22 protein-coding genes are annotated in these 22,972 nt (G+C 60.5%); 12 read left to right on the forward strand and 10 right to left on the reverse strand.

The window, feature by feature from the left end; genetic code table 11:
* The 4 genes from RHP74_RS18040 (at position 1) to RHP74_RS18055 (ending at position 4,985) form a co-directional block, all read left to right on the forward strand.
* Positions 1-1,059, forward strand: a complete 1,059-nt coding sequence (locus tag RHP74_RS18040) for an alpha-ketoacid dehydrogenase subunit beta (protein ID WP_311095979.1) — start codon at positions 1-3, stop codon at positions 1,057-1,059.
* Entirely contained in the window at positions 1,060-2,337 is a 1,278-nt protein-coding gene (locus RHP74_RS18045) for a dihydrolipoamide acetyltransferase family protein (RefSeq protein WP_311095980.1), read from the forward strand.
* Positions 2,338-2,340: 3 nt separating this feature from the next.
* Positions 2,341-3,723 (forward strand): dihydrolipoyl dehydrogenase, encoded by a 1,383-nt coding sequence (gene lpdA / locus RHP74_RS18050; protein ID WP_311095981.1) that lies wholly within the window; start codon positions 2,341-2,343, stop codon positions 3,721-3,723.
* A gap of 242 nt (positions 3,724-3,965) precedes the next feature.
* Positions 3,966-4,985: a branched-chain amino acid aminotransferase gene (locus tag RHP74_RS18055; RefSeq protein WP_010455177.1), complete on the forward strand. Its 1,020-nt coding sequence runs from the start codon at positions 3,966-3,968 to the stop codon at positions 4,983-4,985.
* A gap of 57 nt (positions 4,986-5,042) precedes the next feature.
* On the opposite strand, the gene RHP74_RS18060 is transcribed toward RHP74_RS18055, so the two are convergent.
* The 3 genes from RHP74_RS18060 to RHP74_RS18070 all read right to left on the reverse strand — a co-directional run bounded on the left by RHP74_RS18060 (position 5,043) and on the right by RHP74_RS18070 (position 7,929).
* On the reverse strand, positions 5,043-5,876 hold the full coding sequence (locus RHP74_RS18060) for a TIGR03915 family putative DNA repair protein (RefSeq protein WP_200666373.1): 834 nt from the start codon (positions 5,874-5,876) through the stop codon (positions 5,043-5,045).
* Positions 5,873-7,093, reverse strand: coding sequence for a putative DNA modification/repair radical SAM protein (locus tag RHP74_RS18065; protein ID WP_077749306.1), 1,221 nt, complete (start codon positions 7,091-7,093; stop codon positions 5,873-5,875). The genes RHP74_RS18060 and RHP74_RS18065 overlap by 4 nt, the downstream gene beginning before the upstream one ends.
* A gap of 80 nt (positions 7,094-7,173) precedes the next feature.
* Positions 7,174-7,929 carry a helix-turn-helix transcriptional regulator gene (locus RHP74_RS18070; RefSeq protein ID WP_311095982.1) on the reverse strand — a complete coding sequence of 252 codons (756 nt, stop codon included), beginning with the start codon at positions 7,927-7,929 and terminating at the stop codon, positions 7,174-7,176.
* Between the two features lie 82 nt (positions 7,930-8,011).
* On the opposite strand from RHP74_RS18070, the gene RHP74_RS18075 reads away from it, so the two are divergent.
* Positions 8,012-9,136: a cytochrome P450 gene (locus tag RHP74_RS18075; protein WP_311095983.1), complete on the forward strand. Its 1,125-nt coding sequence runs from the start codon at positions 8,012-8,014 to the stop codon at positions 9,134-9,136.
* A 207-nt stretch (positions 9,137-9,343) separates the two neighbouring features.
* Positions 9,344-10,087, forward strand: coding sequence for an SDR family NAD(P)-dependent oxidoreductase (locus RHP74_RS18080; protein WP_077749309.1), 744 nt, complete (start codon positions 9,344-9,346; stop codon positions 10,085-10,087).
* 33 nt (positions 10,088-10,120) lie between these two features.
* On the opposite strand, the gene RHP74_RS18085 is transcribed toward RHP74_RS18080, so the two are convergent.
* Positions 10,121-11,002: a LysR family transcriptional regulator gene (locus RHP74_RS18085; RefSeq protein WP_311095984.1), complete on the reverse strand. Its 882-nt coding sequence runs from the start codon at positions 11,000-11,002 to the stop codon at positions 10,121-10,123.
* A gap of 116 nt (positions 11,003-11,118) precedes the next feature.
* Between RHP74_RS18085 and RHP74_RS18090 the strand changes: the two genes are divergently transcribed.
* Complete coding sequence (locus tag RHP74_RS18090) at positions 11,119-12,150, forward strand: D-cysteine desulfhydrase family protein (RefSeq protein WP_311095985.1); 1,032 nt, start codon at positions 11,119-11,121, stop codon at positions 12,148-12,150.
* Between the two features lie 151 nt (positions 12,151-12,301).
* The gene (locus tag RHP74_RS18095) at positions 12,302-12,649 is read left to right on the forward strand and encodes a pyocin S6 family toxin immunity protein (RefSeq protein ID WP_306092901.1); all 348 of its coding nucleotides are present in this window, start codon (positions 12,302-12,304) and stop codon (positions 12,647-12,649) included.
* Positions 12,650-12,721: 72 nt separating this feature from the next.
* On the opposite strand, the gene RHP74_RS18100 is transcribed toward RHP74_RS18095, so the two are convergent.
* Positions 12,722-13,060: an FKBP-type peptidyl-prolyl cis-trans isomerase gene (locus RHP74_RS18100; protein ID WP_154913358.1), complete on the reverse strand. Its 339-nt coding sequence runs from the start codon at positions 13,058-13,060 to the stop codon at positions 12,722-12,724.
* A 165-nt stretch (positions 13,061-13,225) separates the two neighbouring features.
* Here RHP74_RS18100 and RHP74_RS18105 point away from each other — a divergent pair, with 165 nt between their 5' ends.
* Positions 13,226-14,299, forward strand: a complete 1,074-nt coding sequence (locus RHP74_RS18105) for a sensor domain-containing diguanylate cyclase (RefSeq protein WP_311095986.1) — start codon at positions 13,226-13,228, stop codon at positions 14,297-14,299.
* A gap of 9 nt (positions 14,300-14,308) precedes the next feature.
* Here RHP74_RS18105 and RHP74_RS18110 read toward each other — a convergent pair whose 3' ends face one another.
* Positions 14,309-14,617 (reverse strand): RcnB family protein, encoded by a 309-nt coding sequence (locus tag RHP74_RS18110; protein ID WP_102594365.1) that lies wholly within the window; start codon positions 14,615-14,617, stop codon positions 14,309-14,311.
* 205 nt (positions 14,618-14,822) lie between these two features.
* Here RHP74_RS18110 and RHP74_RS18115 point away from each other — a divergent pair, with 205 nt between their 5' ends.
* Together RHP74_RS18115 and RHP74_RS18120 are read left to right on the forward strand one after the other, a co-directional pair.
* A complete protein-coding gene (locus tag RHP74_RS18115) occupies positions 14,823-16,115 on the forward strand; it encodes an MFS transporter (RefSeq protein WP_010455198.1) in 1,293 nt (430 codons plus the stop codon).
* A 25-nt stretch (positions 16,116-16,140) separates the two neighbouring features.
* Positions 16,141-16,917 carry a substrate-binding domain-containing protein gene (locus tag RHP74_RS18120; RefSeq protein WP_311095987.1) on the forward strand — a complete coding sequence of 259 codons (777 nt, stop codon included), beginning with the start codon at positions 16,141-16,143 and terminating at the stop codon, positions 16,915-16,917.
* Here RHP74_RS18120 and RHP74_RS18125 read toward each other — a convergent pair.
* The gene (locus RHP74_RS18125; RefSeq protein ID WP_010455202.1) at positions 16,907-17,821 is read right to left on the reverse strand and encodes a LysR family transcriptional regulator; all 915 of its coding nucleotides are present in this window, start codon (positions 17,819-17,821) and stop codon (positions 16,907-16,909) included. The genes RHP74_RS18120 and RHP74_RS18125 overlap by 11 nt on opposite strands.
* Positions 17,822-17,978: 157 nt before the next feature.
* On the opposite strand from RHP74_RS18125, the gene RHP74_RS18130 reads away from it, so the two are divergent.
* Positions 17,979-19,790 carry a monovalent cation:proton antiporter-2 (CPA2) family protein gene (locus RHP74_RS18130; protein ID WP_311095988.1) on the forward strand — a complete coding sequence of 604 codons (1,812 nt, stop codon included), beginning with the start codon at positions 17,979-17,981 and terminating at the stop codon, positions 19,788-19,790.
* 109 nt (positions 19,791-19,899) lie between these two features.
* On the opposite strand, the gene hcnC is transcribed toward RHP74_RS18130, so the two are convergent.
* Genes hcnC through hcnA form a run of 3 tightly spaced genes read right to left on the reverse strand, consistent with a single transcriptional unit; the run spans position 19,900 to position 22,863 of the window.
* The gene (gene hcnC / locus RHP74_RS18135; protein ID WP_154913351.1) at positions 19,900-21,150 is read right to left on the reverse strand and encodes a cyanide-forming glycine dehydrogenase subunit HcnC; all 1,251 of its coding nucleotides are present in this window, start codon (positions 21,148-21,150) and stop codon (positions 19,900-19,902) included.
* Positions 21,143-22,552 (reverse strand): cyanide-forming glycine dehydrogenase subunit HcnB, encoded by a 1,410-nt coding sequence (gene hcnB, locus RHP74_RS18140; protein ID WP_311095989.1) that lies wholly within the window; start codon positions 22,550-22,552, stop codon positions 21,143-21,145. Before hcnB ends, hcnC begins: the two co-directional genes overlap by 8 nt.
* Positions 22,549-22,863: a cyanide-forming glycine dehydrogenase subunit HcnA gene (hcnA, locus tag RHP74_RS18145; RefSeq protein ID WP_311095990.1), complete on the reverse strand. Its 315-nt coding sequence runs from the start codon at positions 22,861-22,863 to the stop codon at positions 22,549-22,551. Before hcnA ends, hcnB begins: the two co-directional genes overlap by 4 nt.
* Between the last annotated feature and the right edge of the window lie 109 nt (positions 22,864-22,972).

Raw genomic sequence — 22,972 nt, forward strand, 5'->3', positions numbered from 1 at the left:
ATGAACGATCACAACAATAATATCGAGTTGGAAACCGCCATGACCACGACCACCATGACCATGATCCAGGCCCTGCGCTCGGCCATGGATGTGATGCTTGAGCGTGACGACAACGTCGTGGTGTTCGGCCAGGACGTCGGTTACTTCGGCGGTGTGTTCCGCTGCACCGAAGGCCTGCAGACCAAGTACGGCACCTCCCGGGTGTTCGATGCGCCGATCTCAGAAAGCGGCATTGTCGGCGTTGCCGTGGGCATGGGTGCCTACGGTCTGCGCCCGGTCGCCGAGATCCAGTTCGCCGACTACGTGTACCCGGCGTCGGACCAGATCATTTCCGAAGCCGCGCGCCTGCGCTATCGCTCGGCCGGCGAGTTCACCGCACCGATGACCCTGCGCATGCCTTGCGGCGGCGGCATCTACGGTGGCCAGACCCACAGCCAAAGTATTGAGGCGATGTTTACTCAGGTCTGCGGCTTGCGCACGGTCATGCCGTCCAACCCTTACGACGCCAAAGGCCTGCTGATCGCCTCCATCGAAAACGATGACCCGGTGATCTTCCTCGAGCCAAAACGCCTGTACAACGGCCCGTTCGACGGCCACCACGACCGCCCGGTAACCCCGTGGTCGAAACACCCGGCCGCCCAGGTCCCGGACGGTTACTACACCGTGCCGCTGGACGTGGCCGCCATCGCCCGTCCCGGCAAGGACGTGACCATCCTGACCTACGGCACCACCGTTTACGTGTCGCAAGTCGCCGCAGAAGAAACCGGGATCGACGCTGAAGTCATCGACCTGCGCAGCCTGTGGCCTCTGGACCTGGACGCCATCGTCAAATCGGTGAAGAAAACCGGCCGCTGCGTGATCGTTCACGAAGCGACCCGCACGTGCGGCTTCGGCGCCGAACTGGTCGCCCTGGTGCAAGAGCATTGCTTCCACCACCTGGAAGCGCCGATCGAACGCGTCACCGGTTGGGACACTCCCTACCCGCACGCGCAAGAGTGGGCGTATTTCCCTGGTCCGTCCCGAGTGGGCGTGGCGTTGAAACGGGTCATGGAGGTCTGAATGGGCACGCACGTTATTAAAATGCCGGACATTGGCGAAGGCATTGCAGAAGTTGAATTGTCGGTATGGCACGTCAAGGTTGGCGACATGGTCGTCGAAGATCAGGTGCTGGCCGATGTGATGACGGACAAGGCGATGGTCGACATCCCGTCTCCGGTGCACGGCAAGGTGATTGCGCTGGGCGGACAGCCAGGCGAAGTCATGGCGGTGGGCAGCATCCTGATCAGCATTGAAGTCGAAGGCGCGGGCAATGTTAAAGAGTCCGCTCAGCCGGCAGCCCCTGTGGTGAAAGAAGCGCCGGTTGCGACGCCGAAAGTTGAGCCCGTGGTCGCAAGCAAATCGGTCACTGCAGCAGCGCCCCGGGCCGCTGTTTGCCAAGGCCCGATGGTCGCTCGCGAAGCCGACGAACGCCCGCTGGCCTCCCCGGCCGTGCGCAAACATGCGCTGGACCTCGGCATCCAGTTGCGCCTGGTCCGTGGCACCGGCCCTGCCGGTCGCGTGTTGCACGAAGACCTCGACGCCTATCTGGCCCAGGGTCAGCAGCCGCAATCGACGGTGGCCGCCGCTTACGCCCAGCGTAACGACGAAGAACAAATCCCGGTCATCGGCATGCGCCGCAAGATCGCCCAGCGCATGCAGGATGCCACTCAGCGTGCCGCGCACTTCAGTTATGTCGAAGAAATCGACGTCACCGCCGTTGAAGAACTGCGCGCGCACCTGAACGAAAAACACGGGGCGACCCGAGGCAAGCTGACATTGCTGCCGTTCCTGGTCCGTGCCCTGGTTGTCGCCCTGCGCGACTTCCCGCAGATCAATGCCCGTTACGACGACGAAGCCCAGGTCATCACCCGCCTCGGCGCCGTCCACGTGGGCATCGCCACGCAAGCCGACATCGGCTTGATGGTGCCGGTGGTGCGTCACGCCGAAGCCCGCAGCCTGTGGGACAACGCGACCGAAATCTCCCGCTTGGCCACGGCCGCACGAAATGGCAAGGCCAGCCGCGATGAACTGTCCGGCTCGAGCATCACCCTGACCAGCCTCGGCGCGCTGGGCGGCATCGTCAGCACGCCGGTGCTGAACCTGCCGGAAGTGGCGATCGTCGGCGTCAACAAGATCGTCGAACGCCCGATGGTGGTCAAAGGCCAGATCGTGATTCGCAAGATGATGAACCTCTCCAGCTCCTTCGATCACCGCGTGGTCGATGGCATGGACGCGGCGCAATTCATCCAGGCCATCCGTGGTTTGCTCGAACAACCCGCCACCCTGTTTGTGGAGTAAGAGATGCAGACTTTGAACACCACTCTGCTGATCATCGGCGGCGGCCCTGGCGGTTATGTGACGGCGATCCGTGCCGGCCAGTTGGGCATCTCGACCATTCTGGTGGAAGGCGAATCGTTGGGCGGTACGTGCCTGAACATCGGCTGCATTCCGTCGAAGGCGTTGATTCATGTCGCTGAACAGTTCCACCAGACGCAACACCATAGCCAGCACTCTGCGCTGGGCATCAGCGTCTCCGCGCCAACCCTCGACATCGGCAAAAGCGTCGAGTGGAAGGACGGCATCGTTGATCGCCTGACCACCGGCGTCGCGGCGCTGTTGAAAAAGAACAAAGTCCAGGTCATTCAAGGCTGGGCGAAAGTGATCGACGGCAAAACCGTGGAAGTAGGCGATACGCGAATCCAGTGCGAGCACCTGGTGCTGGCCACGGGTTCGAAAAGCGTGAACCTGCCGATGTTGCCAATTGGCGGACCGATCATCTCCTCCACCGAAGCCCTGGCCCCGACGTCCGTGCCGAAACGCCTGGTCGTGGTCGGTGGCGGTTACATCGGTCTGGAGCTCGGAATTGCCTATCGCAAACTCGGCGCTGACGTGAGCGTGGTCGAGGCGCAGGAGCGCATTCTGCCGGCCTACGATGCCGAACTGACCCAGCCGGTACACGACGAACTGAAAAAGCTCGGTGTAAAGCTTTACTTGAAACACAGCGTCCAAGGCTTTGATTCTTCTAGTAATACACTGCAAGTTTTGCAACCGGGTGGCGACACCCTGAACCTGGAAACGGATCAAGTGCTGGTGGCCGTCGGTCGCAAGCCGAATACCCAGGGCTGGAACCTTGAAGCGCTGAATCTGGACATGAACGGCTCGGCGATCAAGATCGACCACCGCTGCCAGACCAGTATGCGCAACGTGTACGCCATCGGCGACCTGAGCGGCGAACCGATGCTCGCGCACCGGGCCATGACTCAGGGCGAGATGGTGGCCGAACTGATCAGCGGCAAATCCCGCGAGTTCAACCCGACCGCCATCGCTGCCGTGTGCTTCACCGACCCGGAACTGGTGGTGGTCGGCAAGACCCCGGACGACGTCAAGGCTGCCGGCCTGGACTGCATCGTTTCCAGCTTCCCATTCGCGGCCAATGGCCGGGCGATGACGCTGGAATCGAAAAGCGGCTTCGTGCGCGTCGTGGCACGCCGTGACAATCATGTAATTGTTGGCTGGCAAGCGGTGGGTGTGGGCGTTTCGGAGTTGTCGACGGCGTTTGGCCAGAGCCTGGAAATGGGCGCGCGGCTGGAAGACATTGCCGGCACGATTCATGCGCATCCGACGCTGGGCGAGGCGGTGCAAGAAGCCGCGTTGCGCGCTTTGGGGCATGCACTGCACCTGTGATTCAGAACATGGATGGCGGCATAGATGACCCCATCGCCAGCAGGCCAGCTCCCACATTTGCAATGCCTTCTCCTGTGGGAGCCAGCCTGCCAGCGATTTCTTGAGGTCAACTCGATTTATCTGTCTGTCATCCGATAGTCCGGGCTGCGAAACAGGCCCGTAATGAAGTATTGTTGTCCCCATCCAGAAAAACGTCAGAAGCCTTGAACCGTTTCGGCGGTTGTTAAGTGATAGAGGGTGTCATGGGTAACGAAAGCATCAATTGGGACAAGTTGGGTTTTGACTACATCAAGACAGACAAGCGCTATCTGTCGCACTGGCGTAATGGCGAGTGGGACACAGGCACCCTGACCGAAGACAACGTGCTGCACATCAGCGAAGGCTCCACTGCCCTTCACTATGGCCAGCAATGCTTCGAGGGCCTGAAGGCTTATCGTTGCAAGGACGGTTCGATCAATCTGTTCCGCCCGGATCAGAACGCCGCCCGCATGCAACGCAGCTGCGCCCGTCTGCTGATGCCGCAGGTGTCCACCGAGCAGTTCGTCGAAGCGTGCAAGGAAGTGGTCCGCGCCAACGAGCGTTTCATCCCGCCTTACGGCACCGGCGGCGCGCTGTACCTGCGTCCGTTCGTAATCGGCGTGGGTGACAACATCGGCGTACGTACCGCCCCTGAGTTCATCTTCTCGATTTTCTGCATTCCGGTCGGCGCTTACTTCAAAGGTGGCCTGACCCCGCACAACTTCCTGATCTCCAGCTACGACCGCGCCGCTCCACAAGGCACCGGTGCAGCCAAGGTCGGTGGCAACTACGCGGCCAGCCTGATGCCAGGTTCCCAGGCCAAGAAAGCCCACTTCGCCGACTGCATCTACCTCGACCCGATGACCCACACCAAAATCGAAGAAGTCGGCTCGGCCAACTTCTTCGGGATCACCCACGACAACAAGTTCGTCACGCCGAACTCGCCGTCGGTCCTGCCAGGCATCACCCGCCTGTCGTTGATCGAACTGGCCAAATCGCGTCTGGGCCTGGAAGTGGTTGAAGGTGACGTGTTCATCGACAAGCTGTCCGACTTCAAGGAAGCCGGCGCTTGCGGTACCGCTGCGGTGATCACACCGATCGGCGGCATCAGCTACAACGACCATCTGCATGTGTTCCATAGCGAAACCGAAGTCGGCCCGGTCACCCAGAAGCTCTACAAAGAGCTGACCGGTGTTCAAACCGGCGACGTCGAAGCGCCAGCGGGCTGGATCGTCAAGGTTTGATCTGACCCCAGCAGCATCGAAGCCCTCCTTCGCTTTAGCGATGGGGGGCTTTTTTTATCAGCGCTGCCCGGCTTCTCCCCGCGCAATACGTTTACCTCCCCTGCCCTTGATTCCACTCGCCTGGCCGTCCTGTTGCTTACCCGTGCGTGCCTGGGTGATCAGTCCCGGAATCAGCGCACCTTCCGGCAGGTTTTTCCAGAACCGGGCCGGCAAATGCCCTTGCATGACTTTCGGGTTCAGGCGCGCCGGATTGAAGATGTGGCTGTAGTAGGTCAACCACATGTCGCTGTGCGGGTCGTCGACGTTTTGTGCCAGCTGCTGCCACTCAATTGGGCACTGGCGTTGGTGGATCAACTGCTCACCGTCGTAGTAGACCCCGTCCCTGGGCGTTGCAATCAACCAGCGATGCCGGCCCATGCGCCCGATAAAATGTTCACTGGCACTGTGCAGGATGTCATGGGCCGGTTCATGCCAGGCAACGTATTGCGGGCCCTCACTTCCAGGCATTGCGACGAATCGTACGAATGCATGTAAGTGATGAGACTCACGCTGTACCTGTTTGATTCTTCTATGAAATTCACTGCCTAATTTGTCTCCGGCCAGCATGGCGGTGCGGTCACCATGACTGACCCGCCACAGCACTTCGTACAACAGACTCCAGCGCTGATCCCCCCGATAACGAGCGGCGCGCTCCAGGGTGTCCAACAGCGTTCGCGGTATTCGTGCGTGAAACGGCCCCTGGGTTTGAGGTGGCGCATCGTCGCTGGCGAACAGATCGCAGACGCCTTCACTGGCCCAACTCACCCGGCTCGGGTCCACCTCATGGCTGAGCAGCCAGCGCGCCTGCTGGCGCCACGTGTCGAACAGGTCATCGCAATCGAGGCTGATCATCCCCATAACCCCATTTGTTGCGGCTGCGGCCGGTCGCGCAATTGCTGATACAACAAATGGCTGGTGACCTCGGCCTGCTGCGGGTGGTAATCGCTGGTGATGAAGAACGGTTTGGCCTTGGCCAGCACGCAACGCATCCGGGTCAGGTCTTCGTAGCGGATGCGGCGCTGACGGCGCAATTCCACCAGGCGCTCGGTGGTGCGAAGGCCAATACCGGGAATGCGTGCGATCAACGATGCCTCGGCGCGATTGAGGTCCAGTGGGAAGATCTCGCGGTTCTCCAATGCCCACGCCAGTTTCGGATCGATGTCGAGCGCCAGGTGCCCGGGCCCCTTGAACAGTTCGCCAGCGGTAAAGCCGTAGCTGCGCAACAGGAAGTCCGCCTGATACAAACGGTGCTCGCGCATCAATGGCGGCGCGGCCAGCGGCACGCTTTTCGGGCTGTTGGGGATCGGGCTGAACGCCGAGTAATAGACCCTTCGCAAACTGAAGTTGCCGTACAACGCCTGGGCGCTATGGAGAATGGTGCTGTCATCGGTGTCATCAGCACCGACGATCATCTGCGTGCTCTGCCCGGCCGGGGCAAATTTCGGTGCGCGGGGTTCGTTGAGTACGGTCTGGACACCGGTGTAGATGGTTTGCATCGCTTGCTTGATCGAGCCCAGCTGTTTCTCGGGGGCCAGGGTTTGCAGGCTGGCGTCGGTGGGCAGTTCAATGTTCACGCTCAAGCGATCGGCATAGCGCCCCGCTTCCTCGATCAGCGCCGGATCGGCTTCGGGAATGGTCTTGAGGTGGATGTAGCCCCGGAACTCGTGGTCTTCGCGCAGCAGTTTGGCCACGCGGATCAGTTGCTCCATGGTGTAGTCCGCCGAGCGAATGATCCCGGAACTGAGAAACAACCCACTGACGCAGTTGCGCCGGTAGAAATCCATGGTCAGCGTCACCACTTCTTCCGGCGTGAAGCGTGCGCGTGGCACGTCGCTGGAACGTCGATTGACGCAATACTGGCAGTCATAAAGACAGAAGTTGGTCAGCAGAACCTTCAGCAATGATACGCAGCGGCCGTCCGGCGTGTAGCTGTGGCAAATGCCCATGCCGTCGGTCGAGCCCAGGCCGCTCTTGCCCTCGGAACTACGCTTCGGCGCGCCACTGCTGGCGCAAGACGCGTCGTACTTGGCGGCGTCGGCGAGAATGCTGAGCTTGTCGATGAGTTCCATGGGGCACGCCTATTACTGTGTGGATATACAGTATAGGCTCGACCTTCAAGGCACAAGTCATCAGCGAACCCTTGGTCGGGTCAGATCACATCACGCGCAGGTTGCGGTGGGCGTTGTTCGCGGATGGGTTGCACAGTTGGCTGCGCCAGCGTCAGGTCGAATTGTGCACCCAATTCCTTGCGCCCCAGCGCCGTCAACGCCAGCGCCCTGCTGTCCAGATCCTGCGTCACCCATTTGCGCTTGATCGCGGTTTGCAGCAACGCCGCCCCCAGCGAACCTCCCAAATGTGGCCGACGCATGCTCCAGTCCAGGCATGGGCACGCGAAGCGGCGACGCAAGGTGTTCAGGTCATTGACTTCAATGCCCAACCCTTCCATCAACGCCTCGCCGCTGTCGCTCAGGCGGTAAGCCTGCTCGTCAGTTTCCAGCAACCAGCCTTTTTCCAGCATTCGGTCGTGCAGCAGCACCGCCAGCGTCCCGGCCATGTGGTCATAGCAGGTGCGGGCGAATTGCAGGCGATCCGGTGTACGCGAGGTGAAAGTCGGCGCAGTGTTCTGGCCGATCACCATCAGCGCTTCCAGGGCCTGGGCCACGCGCTGGTCGGCGAGGCTGTAATAACGATGGCGGCCCTGCACGTGCAAACGCAGCAGCGCCAGCTCCTTGAGCTTGGCCAGGTGAGCGCTGGCGGTGGAAGCGCTGACATCGGCAATCGCCGCCAGCTCAGTGCTGGTGCGGGCGTGGCCGTCCATCAGCGAACAGAGGATTTTCGTCCGGGCCGGTTCCGCGATGGCCGCGGCCACTTGAGAGACGCCAATGTCGTGTTGTTCAACGTTCATATTTCGCTCCCGGACGAATCAAGGCCGTTTCGAACTGGAGATAGTAGCAACACTTCTCCCACCACGAACAAGGCTGCGACCCATGGACCCGATCATCGCTGCGACTCATACCGATCCCTATCCCTATTACGCCCGGCTGCGCGCCGAGGGTGGGCTGGTGTTTCACCAAGGACTGAAATTGTGGGTGGCGAGCAGCGCCCAGGCCGTTGCGGCTGTGCTGGCGCACCGGGATTGCCATGTCCGACCGGCCGCTGAGCCGGTACCCAAAGCGATTGCCGACGGCATGGCCGGCAAGGTATTCGGGCAATTGATGCGGATGAATGAGGGCGAGCGCCAGCGTTGCCCGAGGTCGGCGATTGAGCCGGGTTTGGCGCTGATTGATGTGGACGAGGTCAACGCACTGGTGAGCGCGCGGTTGATCACGCCGGATGCCGACGGGTTGTACAACGCCATGTTCCGCGGGCCGGTTTGTGTGGTGGCGGCGCTGTTGGGGTTTTCACCGGCTCAGGGCCGGGCGATCAGTGAGCTGACGGCGGATTTCGTGGCGTGTCTGTCGCCGCTCAGTGATCCGCTGCAATTGGAGACTGCCCACGCTGCCGCTGAGAAATTAAGGGGGCATTTCGTTGAATTGCTGGATGATTCGGGCAATAAAAGCTTACTGCTCGCCGGGATTCGGACGCGCTGCGCGGGTGATCCTGAAATGTTGATTGCCAATCTGATCGGGCTGTTTTCGCAGACGTATGAAGCCACCGCCGGACTGGTCGGCAACGCAATGTTGGCGTTGATTAAAAACCTGTCGCTGCTACGCGACTCGACACCCGTTGACGACTTGATCGCCGAAGTTCAGCGCTTCGACCCTTCGGTGCAGAACACCCGCCGGTTTGTCGCAGCACCGTGCGAAATCGAGGGTGTAAGTCTCAATGCCGGCGATGTGGTTCTGGTGCTGCTGGCTTCGGCCAATCGAGACCCCCAACTCAATGAGAGTCCCGACGCATTCATTCTGGATCGCCCGCAGCGGCGCAGTTTTACGTTTGGTGCGGGGCGGCATCAATGTCCGGGGCAACTGCTGGCGTTGGGGATTGCCAGTGCCACGTTGAGCGAAATTCTGCTGCATCCCCCTGCGCTGGATCGATTGGCCTGGAAGTACCGGCCTTCGCTGAACGGGCGTATTCCAGTCTTTAGCGAGTATTCCCCGTCGCCGCAATAAAGGTCATCGCCACCAAGGGTCATACTGACTACCGCGCAGTCGTTACGACTACTTTTCAATGGAGTCAAAGTAACAACAGAGCCTCCACAACCCACGTCCTGCCTGACATCCCGGACTGGCCCGTTTTTTGATCACACATTTACGCTTTCGATCAACCAACGATCGCCCCCTAAAGACAGGCTGGATTATCAGGAAGAGGATTACTGCATGCTCAACGAATTTCACAATCGCTTGGCCGTCGTTACTGGCGCGAGTTCCGGCATCGGCCTGGCTGTTACCGAACAGCTATTGGAGCAAGGCGCTCGCGTATTGGCAATGTCACGCCAGATAGGAGGCCTGGGCGAATTGGCGGAACGCTACAAGGACCAACTCGCCTGGGTGGCCGGAGATATCACCCGCCAAGAGGACCTCGCCCGGCTGGGCACTCGCGCCGAAGCCTTGGGGCCAGTGGATTTCGTGGTGCCCAATGCCGGCATTGCGCAACTGGCCGATGGCCTGGATGTAGCCGCCTTCGACCGACAGTGGGCGGTCAACGGCGCCGGTGCGCTGAACACCTTGGCCTGCCTGCGCAGCCACCTTGCGGCAACCGCGTCGGTGGTGTTCATTGGCACGTTCCTGGCCAACGTGACCTTTCCTGGTCTGGCCGCCTACATCGCCTCGAAAGCAGCGCTGATGGCGCACGTCCGGACCCTGGCCGTAGAATTGGCGCCTCACGGCATCCGTATCAACACCGTATCGCCAGGCCCTACGGCTACCCCGATCTGGTCGACGCTAGGCTTGAAGCCTGCGGAACTGGGCGATGTCGCCAACTCGGTGAACCAGCGGCTGCTCGACGGAGAGTTTCTAAAACCGGGTGCCGTGGCAGACGTCATCCTGTTCCAATTGAGCCGTGGCGCACGTAGCGTGTACGGCCAGGATTGGGTGGTCGACAGCGGGTACACCCTGCGCTAGACCCGCATTTGTCTGCGCTTCAGGACGCCACGATCACGCCAGTCGATCCGCGACAAACTCGACAAAGGCGTGCAACTTGGGCAACGATTTCCTGGAGCGCGGATACACCATCTGCACCGGTTTGGGCGGCGGTACGTAGGCGTCCATGATCCTCACCAGTTCACCTTTGGCCAACGCCGCCGACACCAGAAAATCGGGCTGCATCAAAATCCCCTCCCCGGCCACGGCCGCCTGCAACAACACCTGACCGTCATTGCTCTTCAACACGGCGCTTTCGGGCCAGGGCACTTCGCTGGAGCCGTTTCTCAGCGGCCAGGCAAACCGGTTGTTCCAGGACGTATGAGTGAGAATTCGGTGCCGGTGCAGGTCCTCGGGGGACTGCGGTTTCTGCCATTTTTCCAGATACCGGGGCGAAGCGCAGATCACCATGCGATACGGCGGCAACGGCGTGGCCAGCAGGTTGACGCCAATCAGCTCGGAAATCCTGAACGCCAGATCGAATGATGTCTCGTACAGATCGATCACTTCATTGCTCAAAATCAGCTCGACCTGGATCTGCGGATAACGCTGCATGAATTCGGACACCAGCGGCCCGACCAGGGAAACGCCGAGACTCATCGGCGCGGTGATGCGCAGCAGGCCGCTGGGTTCCGGGCTGGACGCTTCCACCCGACTGAACGCGTAGTTCACTTGCTCCAGCGCCAGTTTGGCTTCTTCGTAAAACAGCCGCCCCTCGCCCGTGATGGATTGCCGACGCGTGGTGCGTTTAATCAGCTGGGTATTGAGGGTTTTCTCCAGCCCCTGGATATGCCGCCCGACCATGACCGCCGACATCCCGACTTCACTGGCCGCATCGGCGAAGCTGCCCGCCTCGACCACGGCGACGAAGACTTCCATTTGCCTGAGTTTGCTCATGTCCCTGCCTTGCATTCAATACATCAGGTTAAAGGAGTAATAACCGGCGATGCGTTTATCACCCGGGACTTTGTCCCTAGAGTCACTGCAATAAAGTGCATAACGAGGCGCCATTGATGCAAACCCTACTGGACATGTCACTGAGTTCTTTTGCGCGGGCAGACCTGTTGCAAGGCCCGACGCCGATTCAGCGCGCCGAACGCCTGGAACAGCTGCTGGGTTTGAAGGCACAAGGCATCGGCCTGTTTCTCAAGCGCGATGATCACATGTTGATCGGCGGTGGCGGCAACAAACTGCGCAAACTCGAATTCCACCTCGGCGCGGCGCTGGCGTCCGGGGTCGACACGGTCATCACCATCGGCGGCCTCCAGTCCAACCATGCACGGCTAACGGCCGCCGTGTGCGCCCGCCTGGGCATTGTCTGCGAATTAATCCTGACCCGCTCGGTGCCCAAAGCCGAAGTGGACTACGAGCTCAACGGCAACGTCCTGCTCGATCAGTTGTTCGGCGCCGACATACGGGTGCTTGCCGGCGGAAGCGACTCGCTTACCGAGGCCGAGAAACGCGCCGCCCACCTTCGGGAAGCCGGGCGCACAGTGTTAGTGATACCAACGGGTGGCTCAACGCCGCTGGGCAGCCTCGGTTACGCACGCTGCGCAGCGGAGATCGCGCAGCAGGAAACGCAACTCGGCCTCACCTTCAACCAGGTGGTCGTGCCCAATGGCAGCGCCGGCACCCACGCCGGACTCGCTGCAGGGTTCCAGGTGCTGGGTCGGGGTACGTCGATGGTCAAATCGTTTTCGGTCTTGTCTGATCGGGACACGTCAGCGGACAGAACCGTGCGACTGACTCAAGACGCACTGACGTTATTGGGCAGCAGCGCCGTCGTTGAGGCGTCAGAGATTGTGATTGATGGCAGTCAACTGGGCGACGGTTACGGTCTGCCGACCCCCGCCATGCTCGACGCGGTGCGCCTGATGGCTCGCGCGGAAGGTCTGTTGATTGACCCCGTGTATTCCGGGAAAACGTTTGCCGGGCTGTTAGGTGATATCAGGCAGGGACGTTTCCAGCGCGGTGACAATCTGCTGTTTGTGATGACCGGGGGAACGCCGGGGTTGTATGCGTATCGGGAGACGTTTCAGGTCTGATCCGAAAGGTTAACGGGAATCTGTGGTGAGGGTGCCTCTTCCCTCACCAAATTTGGAAAAAACGACCGAACATTCAGAAAAAACTTACATCCATTTAATGCCCATTGCTATAGCGTCCGCATCGTTTACAAAAGTTGAAACAAGGATGCTCATGGCTAGCAAGACAGACACACCTGCAGTTCAAAACCCACCGTCACGCGACGGGCACCCGGCTTGCAACAACCGCCAGGATCACTCGGGAATAGATCAGCAGGCCCACTACGTTTTCTGGATCAGTGGATTTTCAAAAGGTGATGATGAGGGTGACTTCTTAAGGTACGAACTGACCGTTCTACCTGAATTTGAAGCTGCAATATTGAATGTACTTGGCTGGAACAATCTTGATGAAAGCGCCTATGGGGATTGTTTACTGACTGCCGAGCAAATTATAAAAATCGCCATCGCCATTGATGTGCAGCTACCGACAGACCTGGACCTCTTCATAGGCGTGCGGGAATAGTGGGGAAAGCTGTTTGATTGCAGCGAGGGGCTTGCCTCCTCGCAGCACCAGCCATTTCAGCCCACGCGCCAATCAATCATCCCGCGTCAGCACTTCCAGCAATTCAATCTCGAAAATCAAATTCGAATTCGGCGTGATCGCGCCCATCGTCCGCTCGCCGTAGGCCAAATGCGCCGGCACCCACAATTTGCGCTTGCCGCCCACCAGCATGCCCATAATTCCCTGATCCCAACCCTTGATGACCCTCCCTGTGCCAATCACACACTGAAAAGGTTTGCCACGGCTGTAGGACGAATCGAATTCGGTGCCGTCTTCCAGCCAGCCGCGGTATTGGGTGGTGATCAGTGCGCCTTTGACGGCGGCTTTGCCGGCGCCCACTTCAAGATCGATTATCTGCAATTCATCATTCATCACGTTCACTCTATTGTTCTCACACCCGACAGGGCCCAATGGGCGCCGTTTTCCCAGAAATGTGCGCCATTGGCAACCCATTCGGAACGGTTTTCGGCATTAACCTCAACTAAGATAAGCAACACCAAGACACTCGGATCAATATGACACGATGGCAACCCCTGAATGAATGACGTCTGGACCAGCGCAGCCATCGGCTCAGTGATGCTTGCCCCGATCATTGCGCTGATCTGCCGCGAGCGCTCGCTGCAAAAGCAATTGGCCGAGCAACGCGCGCTGATCGCCAGCCTGTCCGAAGGCCTGCACATCCGCCAGGACGGCGACGCCGAGCGTTTCAAGCGCAGCCAATACTTCGCCCGCATCGGCACCTGGGACTGGGATGTCGACACCGACAAGCTCTACTGGTCGGACGCGATCTACGGGATGTTCGGTTTCAAGATCGGCGAGGTCACACCCTCCTACGCACTGTTCTGCGCCTGCGTACACCCGGACGACCGGGCCAACGTTCGTGCCGGGGAGTTGCGATGCCTGGAAACCGGTGAAAACCATGACGAGGAATACCGCGTGGTCTGGCCCGACGGCAGCATTCGCTGGCTGCGGGAAACCGGCAACGTGGTCAAGAACGAGCATGACGCAACCATCAAGATGATGGGTGTGGTGCGCGACATCACCGAGGAAAAAGCCTCGGCCAGTTACCTGCAACACCTGGCCCATTACGACCCGTTGACCGGCCTGCCCAATCGCCTGGTGCTTGAAGAACGTCTGTGCGAAGCGCTCGAACAGGCACGGGTCAGCGCCACCCGGGTGGCATTGGTGTTTGTCGATCTCAACGGGTTCAAGGCGATCAACGACCACTACGGTCATGCGGCCGGCGACCGGGTCCTGATCACGACCGCTACGCGATTGAAGAAGATCCTGCGCTCGACCGACACCGTTGCCCGAATCGGCGGCGATGAATTCGTGGTCATTCTGCAAGGGTTGCCCCAAGGCGTCAGCCTGCAAGACGAGGCTCGCACCATCTGCCAGAAAATCTTCGTCGAACTGTCACCGCCGATCACCATCGGCAACGACCAACGCCACATCGGCACCAGCCTCGGGGTCGCGGTATTCCCGGACCATGCGCCGAGCATGGACCGGTTGATTCATATAGCGGACCTGGCGATGTATGAGGCGAAACGCAGCGGGAATAATCAGTATCGGTTGGGCACTGAAAGCCCGGTGCGCGCTCACAGCGAGTAGCCGTTCGACCTAACGCTCAACCGGCGTAATGTCCACAATCGTGCCGTTGGTGATCATCACCATCATGTACTTGTCATTGATCTGCACCCACTGAGCCTGTTCCTTGGGTGCTTTCAGGCCTTTCGCCTTCCAGTTGCGCAACGCTTTATCTGTGTGTTGATACATGTCCGGGGCGCGGTCGCCGACCACCAGTTCGCGGGTGTTATTGACGCCGGGCTGGACGGTTTTTGCGGCGGGTTCATCCGCCTGAACGAGGGGGCTGATGCCGGCAACGCCAGCGGCGATGACCAGGGCGGCGATGAGGGATTTGCTGTTCATGGGTGATCCTTGGTTGATGGCATACCCAACTCCGACTGTGTCCGCGGTGAATCATTCCGTTCGCACACATTGATCCGCTTCACGCATTAATGCATGCCAATAATGCACTTATCATATCGATCGCCCTGCTCCACCATTCGCCTCAATAAGAACCGTGCACTGCGCCCAGGCAATGCACGTCATAAAAGCGGTGGAGTACAGGTCAATGACAACAGCAATCCCTTCCGGGCGCTCTCGCGCCGGAGCAATTTTCCGGGTCACTTCCGGCAACTTCCTAGAGCAGTTCGACTTCTTCCTTTTTGGCTTTTACGCCACGCAGATCGCCGCTGTCTTCTTTCCAGCCAGTAGCGAATTCGCCTCGCTGATGATGACCTTCGCGGTGTTTGGCGCAGGCTTCCTCATGCGTCCGTTGGGCGCAGTGGTGCTGGGTGCCTACATCGACGATGTGGGTCGGCGAAAAGGGTTGATTGTGACGCTGTCGATCATGGCCAGCGGCACGATATTGATTGTGTTGGTGCCCGGTTACGAAACCATCGGGCTGTTCGCACCGGCCATCGTCCTGATCGGCCGATTGCTGCAAGGCTTCTCGGCCGGTGCGGAAATGGGCGGGGTCTCGGTGTACCTCTCGGAGATCGCCACGCCCGGCAACAAAGGCTTTTTCACCAGTTGGCAGTCGGCCAGCCAGCAAGTGGCAATTATTGTCGCGGCGGCATTGGGGTATGGACTGAATCAATGGATGGCGCCGGCCATGATTGCCGACTGGGGCTGGCGGATACCGTTTTTCGTTGGCTGCCTGATCGTGCCGTTCATTTTCTTCCTGCGGCGCAACCTGGAAGAAACCGAAGAATTCACCGCGCGCAAACACCGTCCGAGCATGGGCGATGTATTCCGCACACTGGCGCAGAACTGGGTGATCGTCTTCGCCGGAATGATGATGGTCGCGCTGACCACGACCGCCTTTTACCTGATCACCGTGTACGCACCGACGTTCGGCAAAACCGTGCTGCACCTGAGCACGTCCGATGCGCTGCTGGTGACCTTGCTGGTGGGGGTGTCGAACTTCTTCTGGCTGCCCCTGGGCGGGGCCTTGTCCGATCGTATCGGACGACGTCCGGTATTGATCGCCATGGCGTTGCTGACCCTTGCCACCGCGTATCCGGCGCTGACCTTCCTGGTCAACGCGCCGAGCTTCATGCACATGCTGCTGGTGTTGCTGTGGCTGTCGTTCATTTACGGCTTGTACAACGGCGCGATGATCGCCGCGCTGACGGAAATCATGCCGGTCGAGGTGCGGGTCGCCGGTTTCTCCCTGGCCTACAGCCTGGCCACGGCGGTATTCGGTGGTTTCACCCCGGCGATGTCGACCTTCCTGATTCAGTACACCGGCGACAAAGCCGCGCCCGGCTACTGGATGAGTTTCGCCGCGCTCTGCGCCTTGTGCGCGACGCTGTATCTCTACCGCCGCTCGACCGGTCGCCTGCAACCGGCGATGTCTTGAACCCGTCCTTTTCGAGAAGATGCCCATGAAGAAGCTATTTAATCTTGCAGCCCTGGCCTTGGCGGCCAGCCTTGGCCTGAGTGCTGTCGCCCAGGCCGAAGAGATTCGCGTGATGACCTCCGGTGGCTTTACCGCTGCCTACAAAATCCTCGGCCCGAAGTTCGCCGCATCCACCGGCAACACGCTCGACACCGCCCTGGGGCCATCGATGGGCAAGGCACCGGAAGCGATCCCCAATCGCCTCGCTCGAGGTGAAAAGGCCGACGTGGTGATCATGGTCGGCTACGCCCTCGACGACCTGATCAAACAAGGCAAAGTGGACCCTGCTTCACGGGTGGAACTGGCGGATTCGCGGATCGGCCTGGTGGTGCGCGAAGGCGCGCCGAAGCCAGACATCAGCTCGGTGGACGGCTTGAAAAAGACCCTGCTTGATGCCCGGTCGGTGGCGTACTCCGACAGCGCCAGCGGCGTATACATCGAGAATCAACTGTTCAAGCGCCTGGGCATCGAAGATCAATTGAAACCCAAATCCACAATGATCCCGAAAATCCCGGTCGGTTCGGTGGTTGCCACGGGCGACTATCAGTTGGGATTCCAGCAAGTCAGTGAATTGCTGCCCGTGCCGGGGGTCAGTTTTGTAGCGAAACTTCCGGGATCGGTGCAGTCGGTGACACGTTTTGCCGCCGGCATTCCAGTCGGCGCGCAACACCCCGCCGAAGCCAAGGCACTGCTCGACTATATGGCTTCTGCAGCCGCCCAGTCGGACGTGAAAGCAACCGGGCTGGATTCGGTCAGCCGCTGAGAACGGGTGGCTGCACTTTCATTTCCACCACCAGCCGTTCCAGCTCCAACGCCGCCGGGGTCAGGGTTCGCCCCCGGCGTTTGATCAGACCGACACTGCGCATCACTTGCGGATCGGTCAGCGGCACCCGTGTCAGGATTGGGTGATCGGCTGCCGGCATCGCCATCGACGGCACTGCGGCCACCCCTAATCCCGCCTCCACCAGCCCAATCATCGTCGTGACATGGCGGGTTTCGCAGATACTCGGCCGCTGCGGCACGATGCCGGTCAGTGCCTGGTCCAGCAAAAAACGATTGCCAGACGTCTTGTCCAGCGAGATGTAATCCTGCTGATAAAACTCATCCCAGGTCACGCTGCTACGGCCGGCCAACGGATGATCGCGCCGACAGGCCACCACGTAACTTTCTTGCACCAGCGGCTCGAACTCGACCTCGGCCTCCAGCGCGCCCATGAAACTCAGACCGAAATCCGCCTCACCGTTGACCACTGCGCTGAGCACGTCATGTGCGCTGGAGTCGAGTACCTTGACTTTGATCCGAGGGAATTGCCGGTGGTAATGGGCAATCACGCGCGGCATGAAGTAATAAGCCGCCGAGGGTACACAGGCGACCGTGACATGGCCGAGCCGGGTTGAAGCCACTTCACTGATGCCCAGCAACGCGACGTCGAGGTCATCGAGCAATCGCTCGACACTCGGCATAAAACCACGGCCGGCCTGGGTCAGGCTGACCTTGCGGGTGGTGCGCTCGAACAAGCGCACACCGAGGGCATCTTCGAGTTTTTCAATTCGCCGGCTCAGTGCTGGCTGGGAAATGCGCACGGTATCGGCCGCCTTGCGAAAGCTGCCCTGCTCGACCACGGCACGGAAGGCTTGCAGATCGTTGAGGTCGAAATTGATCGCCATGGTGTGCACTCGAGGGACGGACAGATTGATCAGCTTATCCTATGAATGTAACCAATTGATGCAAGTTGTAACGGCATGACTCCCGCTCTTTGCTGACGTGTGAAGTCCCAACCTTTATCCTGTCGCCCCCGCCGTACCGAGTAGCTGGAGTTTTGTCATGCCCCATGAAGGCAACCTTTTACAAGCCGCCGTTGTGTTCCTGTTCGCCGCGGTGCTCACCGTGCCCTTGGCCAAACGCCTGCAATTGGGGGCTGTGCTGGGTTATCTGTTTGCCGGCGTCATCATCGGTCCATCTGTGCTGGGATTAATCGGCAATCCACAAAGCGTCAGTCACATCTCCGAACTCGGCGTGGTGCTGCTGCTGTTCATCATCGGCCTGGAATTGTCGCCGCGTCGCTTGTGGGTGATGCGTAAATCGGTGTTTGGCGTGGGCCTGGCACAGGTGCTGTTGACCGGTTCGGTGATCGGCGTGCTGGCGCTGTTTGTCTTTGGCCAGCCGTTGAACAGCGCCATCGTCCTCGGCTTGGGGTTGGCGTTGTCATCTACCGCGTTTGGCCTGCAAAGCCTGGCCGAGCGCAAGGAACTGACCAGCCCTCACGGGCGTTTGGCGTTCGCGATTCTGCTGTTCCAGGACATTGCCGCGATCCCCTTGATTGCCATGGTGCCGCTGCTGGCGGGCGGCGACCACACCACCACGGCGGCCGAGGATTTGAATCACGGTTTGCGAGTGTTGGGCAGCATCGCGGTGGTGGTGATCGGCGGGCGGTATCTGCTGCGTCCGGTGTTTCGCGTGGTGGCCAAGACCGGTTTGCCCGAGGTGTCTACCGCCACCGCGTTGCTGGTGGTGATCGGCACGGCGTGGCTGATGGACCTGGTCGGCGTGTCGATGGCGCTTGGGGCGTTCCTCGCCGGGTTGCTGTTGGCGGACTCTGAATACCGTCACGAACTGGAAGCGAAGATCGAACCGTTCAAGGGCCTGTTGCTGGGTCTGTTTTTCATCAGCGTCGGCATGGGCGCCAACCTGAGCCTGCTGCTCAGCGCGCCAATCACGGTATTGGGCCTGACCCTGTTGCTGATCGCAATCAAACTGCCGCTGCTGTTTGTGGTGGGCCGATTGGCCGGGGGGTTGGGCAGGGTCAGTGCGATTCGCCTCGGCATCGTGCTCGCTGCCGGTGGTGAATTCGCGTTTGTGGTGTTCAAGATTGGCCGCGACCAGGGGTTGTTCGAGGCGCGTCTGTACGACTTGCTGGTGCTGACGATCACCCTGTCCATGGCTGTCACGCCGCTGCTGTTGCTGCTGTGCGCCCGCCTGTATTCGCCGAAGGTGCAGCCTGTGGTGGTGCCGGAGAAATTCCGCGACATCGACACCGACGCACCGCGTGTGGTGATCGCCGGCATGGGCCGGATGGGGCAGATCGTGGCGCGGATTCTGCGGGCACAAAACATCAAGTTCGTGGCGCTGGACACGTCCGTGGAAACCATCGAGCTGTCCCGCAGTTTCGGCGGCGTGCCGGTGTTCTACGGCGACCCGATGCGCCCGGAAATCCTCAGCGCGGCCAAGGTCGAGCAGGCGGAGTACTTTGTCATCGCCACCGATGACCCGGACACCAACATCAAGACCGCCGAGGTGGTGCACAAGCTCTATCCGCACATCAAGATCATCGCCCGGGCCCGTAACCGTCAGCACGTGCACCGGCTGGTGGACCTTGGCGCCGAGGCGATTCGTGAAACCTATTATTCGAGCCTGGAAATGAGCCGTCGCACCCTGGTCGGACTGGGGCTGACCCAGGCGCAGGCCGATGCGCGGATCAAGCGCTTCAAGCATCACGATGAACAGGTGCTGGAGGCTCAGCATGCGGTTTATGACGATGCCGCGAAGGTGCTGCAGACCGCCCAGGAAGCTCGGGCGGAACTGGCGCGGTTGTTTGAGGCGGATGAGATGGAGGAGCGGGAAGCGGGCAAGGCTTGAGTCATTGGGTGAGTCTTATGCCGCTTTCGCGGGCAAGCCTCGCTCCTACAGGTCTGGTGTCCTTGTAGGAGCGAGGCTTGCCCGCGAAGAACGATAACGCAGTGTAATGTCAGGCCAACTTCTTCAGCCCAACGCGCTCCTCGGCAAACCGATCCGCCAAGAACGGTGTGATATCCAGCGGCAGCGGTTCGTTGTTAACCAGTTTATCCAGCAGCACCCCGGTAATCGCCGACGTCAGAATCCCCGTGCGGAAATGCCCGCACGCATTCAGATAACCCTCCACCCCTTTCATCGGCCCGAGAATCGGCAACTCATCCGGCGACCCCGGGCGCAGCCCCGCCCAGGTCCGTTTGAGATTCACATCCGCCAGCTCGGGAAGACACCGCACCGCCCCCTGCACCAGCCCGGCAATTTCCGGGTAGGTGGTGCTCACGTCGAAGCCTTTATCCTCCGTCGTGCTGCCAATCAGGATCTCGCCGTTGTCTTTCTGCGCCACATAACAATCGCTGGTGGTCAGGCAACCGTTGAGGATTTTCGGCAGGCGTTCGGTCAGCAGAATCTGCCCCTTCACCGGTTTCACCGGAATCCGGATACCGGTGGCCTGCTCACTCAAATCCGCCGCCCAGGCACCCGCTGCGTTGATCAGCGTGCTGCAGTGAAACACTCCGGCTTCGGCCGTCTGCACACCGCTGACGCGAGAACCCTGGTGCAAAACCCCGGTGACGTTGGTGTTGAAATACAGGTCCACGCCGTTCTGTCGCGCGCCTTCGGTGTAGGCATCGGCCAGTCGGAACGGACTGACTTGATGGTCGCAGAGAAATTCCAGCGCCCCGCTCGCCTCATGGCTGACACTCGGCTCGGCCGCGCGCAGCGCCGCCTGGTCGAGCCAGCGCACCTGATCGGCCAAATGGGGAATGCAGGCTACGATGTGTTCGGCGTAGAGCCGGTCTTCCTCGTCGTAGATCACGAATTTCAGGCCGGTCTTTTCGAACTTGAAATCCATCCCGTGACGGTCTTTCAACTCGCGGTGCAGTGCCGGGTACATCGCGTTGGACTGCAAGGCGAAATCGAAGAACGACTGCGGCAGGATGTGCGGCGTGCTGGAATCCACCACCACCGCCGAACCCTGGGCTTCACGCTTGCGGTTGGCTGACATCATGCGAAAGAAAATTACCCCGCAGCCCAGTCCTACCGACTCGCCAATCGCCCACAAGCCGCCGGCTGACGCGCGGGTAGCGTTGCCCGGGCGCTTGCAGTCGATCAAGGCGACTTTGAGGTTTTTGCGCTTGGATAACTGATAGGCGCAGGACGCCCCGATCACACCGCCACCAGCGATGACCACGTCATAGAACTTACTCATGATTCGCGGCCTCCGTGCCGACGGAGTGGAACGCAGAAAAGGGTATCGGATCGATAGGGAAACGCGGCCGCAACCAACCCACGTCCTGCCGACCGGTGACTTCGCGCAACCGGTCGGTGCAATAGCCGACGCACATCCGCCCCTGACAATCGCCCATGCTCACTCGGGTGCGCATTTTCAGGCTGGCCAGGTCTTGCACGCCTTGCTCCAGCGCCCGGTCGATGTCGGCGCGGGTCGCGTGTTCGCAACGGCAAATCACCGTATCGGCGGCCGGCAGCGCGGTTTGCCCAGCGCCGCGCTCGGTGTATCGGTCGACCGCCGCGCGAAAGCGCACGATGGCCTTGAGTTTCGACAAATAGCGATTGCGCCGTACCAGGGCCAGTTCCGCGTCCAGCACGTCCCGTTGCAGCAGGATCGATGTGGCCGCAATCCGTCCCGCGAGCATCGCCGCTTCGCCACCGCGAATGCCGCCCATGTCACCGGCCAGGTGCACGTGAGGCTCGCTGCTTTGCTGCCAGATATTGGCACTGGCCCGCAGGTAACCGTCGTCGCTGTACCCGTGGTTCAGGCCCATCTGCTGACTGAGTTGGGTGCGCGGGATAAAACCGTAGCCAACCGCCAGGGTTTGCGCAGCAATCTGCTCGGCACGGGTCAGGTCCGGCACCCAGGTGCTGGAATATGGCGCCACGGTCACGGCATTCAGCTCTCCTTCGCCCTGCGCCGCCACCACGCCCCAGCCGTAATGCATGGGGATGCCATGCAGCTTGAGGAACGCGAGCATGCTCAAGCCATCGAGGAACAACTGCGGCTTGTTCAGCAGTGACAGGCTTTCCCGAGCGATCTTGCCGAACGCGCTGGCCTCGTAAACAGCCGCGACGGTCACACCGGACGCGTGCAGCTGACAGGCCACCAACGGCAATAAAGGGCCGGTGCCGGCAATCACCACGGGGCCTTGAGGCTTGACCACCCCGCTCTTGATCTGCAATTGCAGGCCACCCAGCAGGATCACCCCAGGCAAGGTCCAGCCAGGAAACGGCACGCTGCGTTCATGGCAACCGGCGGCGAGCAGCAATTGCGGGTAGTCGACTTTCTGCAACTGCTCCTCGCTGTCCAGCACCACCAACGCGCGCGTGCCTTCGGCACCGACCACGCGGTGATTCAGGCGCACCTCGATCAGCGCTGCGTGCGCCTGGAACTCGCCATGCAAAGTGGCCAGCGCCTCCGAGTACCGCGGCCCCAGATAGTCCAGTTGCACGCCATCGCGCAACGGTCCGCGATAGACCACGCCGCCCAGCCGCGAAGCTTCTTCAAGCAACGTGCAACGCACGCCGTGCCGGGCCAGTTCAATGGCCGCCGCCATCCCTGCCGGCCCACCGCCGACGATCACTGGAAGCAGGCTCATACCCCCTCCTGCTCAACGATGCGGTTGACTTGGGTTTCGACCCGCATGCCGTCACGCACCACGGTCTGACAGGCGCGACGTTTGTGCCGACCATTGATTTTCACCAGGCAGCATTGGCACACGCCCATGCCGCAATAGGCGCCGCTGATTTGGTCGTGATCGTTACGGGCCACCTGGCGCAGGCCAAGGGATTGAATGACCGAGAAGACGGTTTCACCGAGGGCGGCGCTGACCGGTTGGCCGTTGATATGCACAGTCATATCCGCGCGCGGTAGCGGCTGGATATCAAACATTCTGTCTAGGCGAGGCATTGCGATGTTCTTCCATGAGAGTTCAGGTGAGGTTCCACAGCTCCTTGCTGCACTACACCTTGCGGGCCAACGACTCGGTAAAAGGCTCGCACCGGTACTTCGACAGCGC

Origin of the sequence: Pseudomonas sp. SG20052, assembly GCF_031766055.1 — a bacterium.
Taxonomy (GTDB): Bacteria; Pseudomonadota; Gammaproteobacteria; order Pseudomonadales; family Pseudomonadaceae; genus Aquipseudomonas; species Aquipseudomonas mandelii.

Bases quoted from the DNA above. Each gene is read 5' to 3' on its own strand.
- RHP74_RS18040 (WP_311095979.1), top strand. From the start codon at position 1: ATGAACGATCACAACAATAATATCGAGTTGGAAACCGCCATGACCACG.
- RHP74_RS18045 (WP_311095980.1), top strand. From the start codon at position 1,060: ATGGGCACGCACGTTATTAAAATGCCGGACATTGGCGAAGGCATTGCA.
- lpdA (WP_311095981.1), top strand. From the start codon at position 2,341: ATGCAGACTTTGAACACCACTCTGCTGATCATCGGCGGCGGCCCTGGC.
- RHP74_RS18055 (WP_010455177.1), top strand. From the start codon at position 3,966: ATGGGTAACGAAAGCATCAATTGGGACAAGTTGGGTTTTGACTACATC.
- RHP74_RS18060 (WP_200666373.1), bottom strand. From the start codon at position 5,876: ATGATCAGCCTCGATTGCGATGACCTGTTCGACACGTGGCGCCAGCAG.
- RHP74_RS18065 (WP_077749306.1), bottom strand. From the start codon at position 7,093: ATGGAACTCATCGACAAGCTCAGCATTCTCGCCGACGCCGCCAAGTAC.
- RHP74_RS18070 (WP_311095982.1), bottom strand. From the start codon at position 7,929: ATGAACGTTGAACAACACGACATTGGCGTCTCTCAAGTGGCCGCGGCC.
- RHP74_RS18075 (WP_311095983.1), top strand. From the start codon at position 8,012: ATGGACCCGATCATCGCTGCGACTCATACCGATCCCTATCCCTATTAC.
- RHP74_RS18080 (WP_077749309.1), top strand. From the start codon at position 9,344: ATGCTCAACGAATTTCACAATCGCTTGGCCGTCGTTACTGGCGCGAGT.
- RHP74_RS18085 (WP_311095984.1), bottom strand. From the start codon at position 11,002: ATGAGCAAACTCAGGCAAATGGAAGTCTTCGTCGCCGTGGTCGAGGCG.
- RHP74_RS18090 (WP_311095985.1), top strand. From the start codon at position 11,119: ATGCAAACCCTACTGGACATGTCACTGAGTTCTTTTGCGCGGGCAGAC.
- RHP74_RS18095 (WP_306092901.1), top strand. From the start codon at position 12,302: ATGGCTAGCAAGACAGACACACCTGCAGTTCAAAACCCACCGTCACGC.
- RHP74_RS18100 (WP_154913358.1), bottom strand. From the start codon at position 13,060: ATGAATGATGAATTGCAGATAATCGATCTTGAAGTGGGCGCCGGCAAA.
- RHP74_RS18105 (WP_311095986.1), top strand. From the start codon at position 13,226: ATGAATGACGTCTGGACCAGCGCAGCCATCGGCTCAGTGATGCTTGCC.
- RHP74_RS18110 (WP_102594365.1), bottom strand. From the start codon at position 14,617: ATGAACAGCAAATCCCTCATCGCCGCCCTGGTCATCGCCGCTGGCGTT.
- RHP74_RS18115 (WP_010455198.1), top strand. From the start codon at position 14,823: ATGACAACAGCAATCCCTTCCGGGCGCTCTCGCGCCGGAGCAATTTTC.
- RHP74_RS18120 (WP_311095987.1), top strand. From the start codon at position 16,141: ATGAAGAAGCTATTTAATCTTGCAGCCCTGGCCTTGGCGGCCAGCCTT.
- RHP74_RS18125 (WP_010455202.1), bottom strand. From the start codon at position 17,821: ATGGCGATCAATTTCGACCTCAACGATCTGCAAGCCTTCCGTGCCGTG.
- RHP74_RS18130 (WP_311095988.1), top strand. From the start codon at position 17,979: ATGCCCCATGAAGGCAACCTTTTACAAGCCGCCGTTGTGTTCCTGTTC.
- hcnC (WP_154913351.1), bottom strand. From the start codon at position 21,150: ATGAGTAAGTTCTATGACGTGGTCATCGCTGGTGGCGGTGTGATCGGG.
- hcnB (WP_311095989.1), bottom strand. From the start codon at position 22,552: ATGAGCCTGCTTCCAGTGATCGTCGGCGGTGGGCCGGCAGGGATGGCG.
- hcnA (WP_311095990.1), bottom strand. From the start codon at position 22,863: ATGCCTCGCCTAGACAGAATGTTTGATATCCAGCCGCTACCGCGCGCG.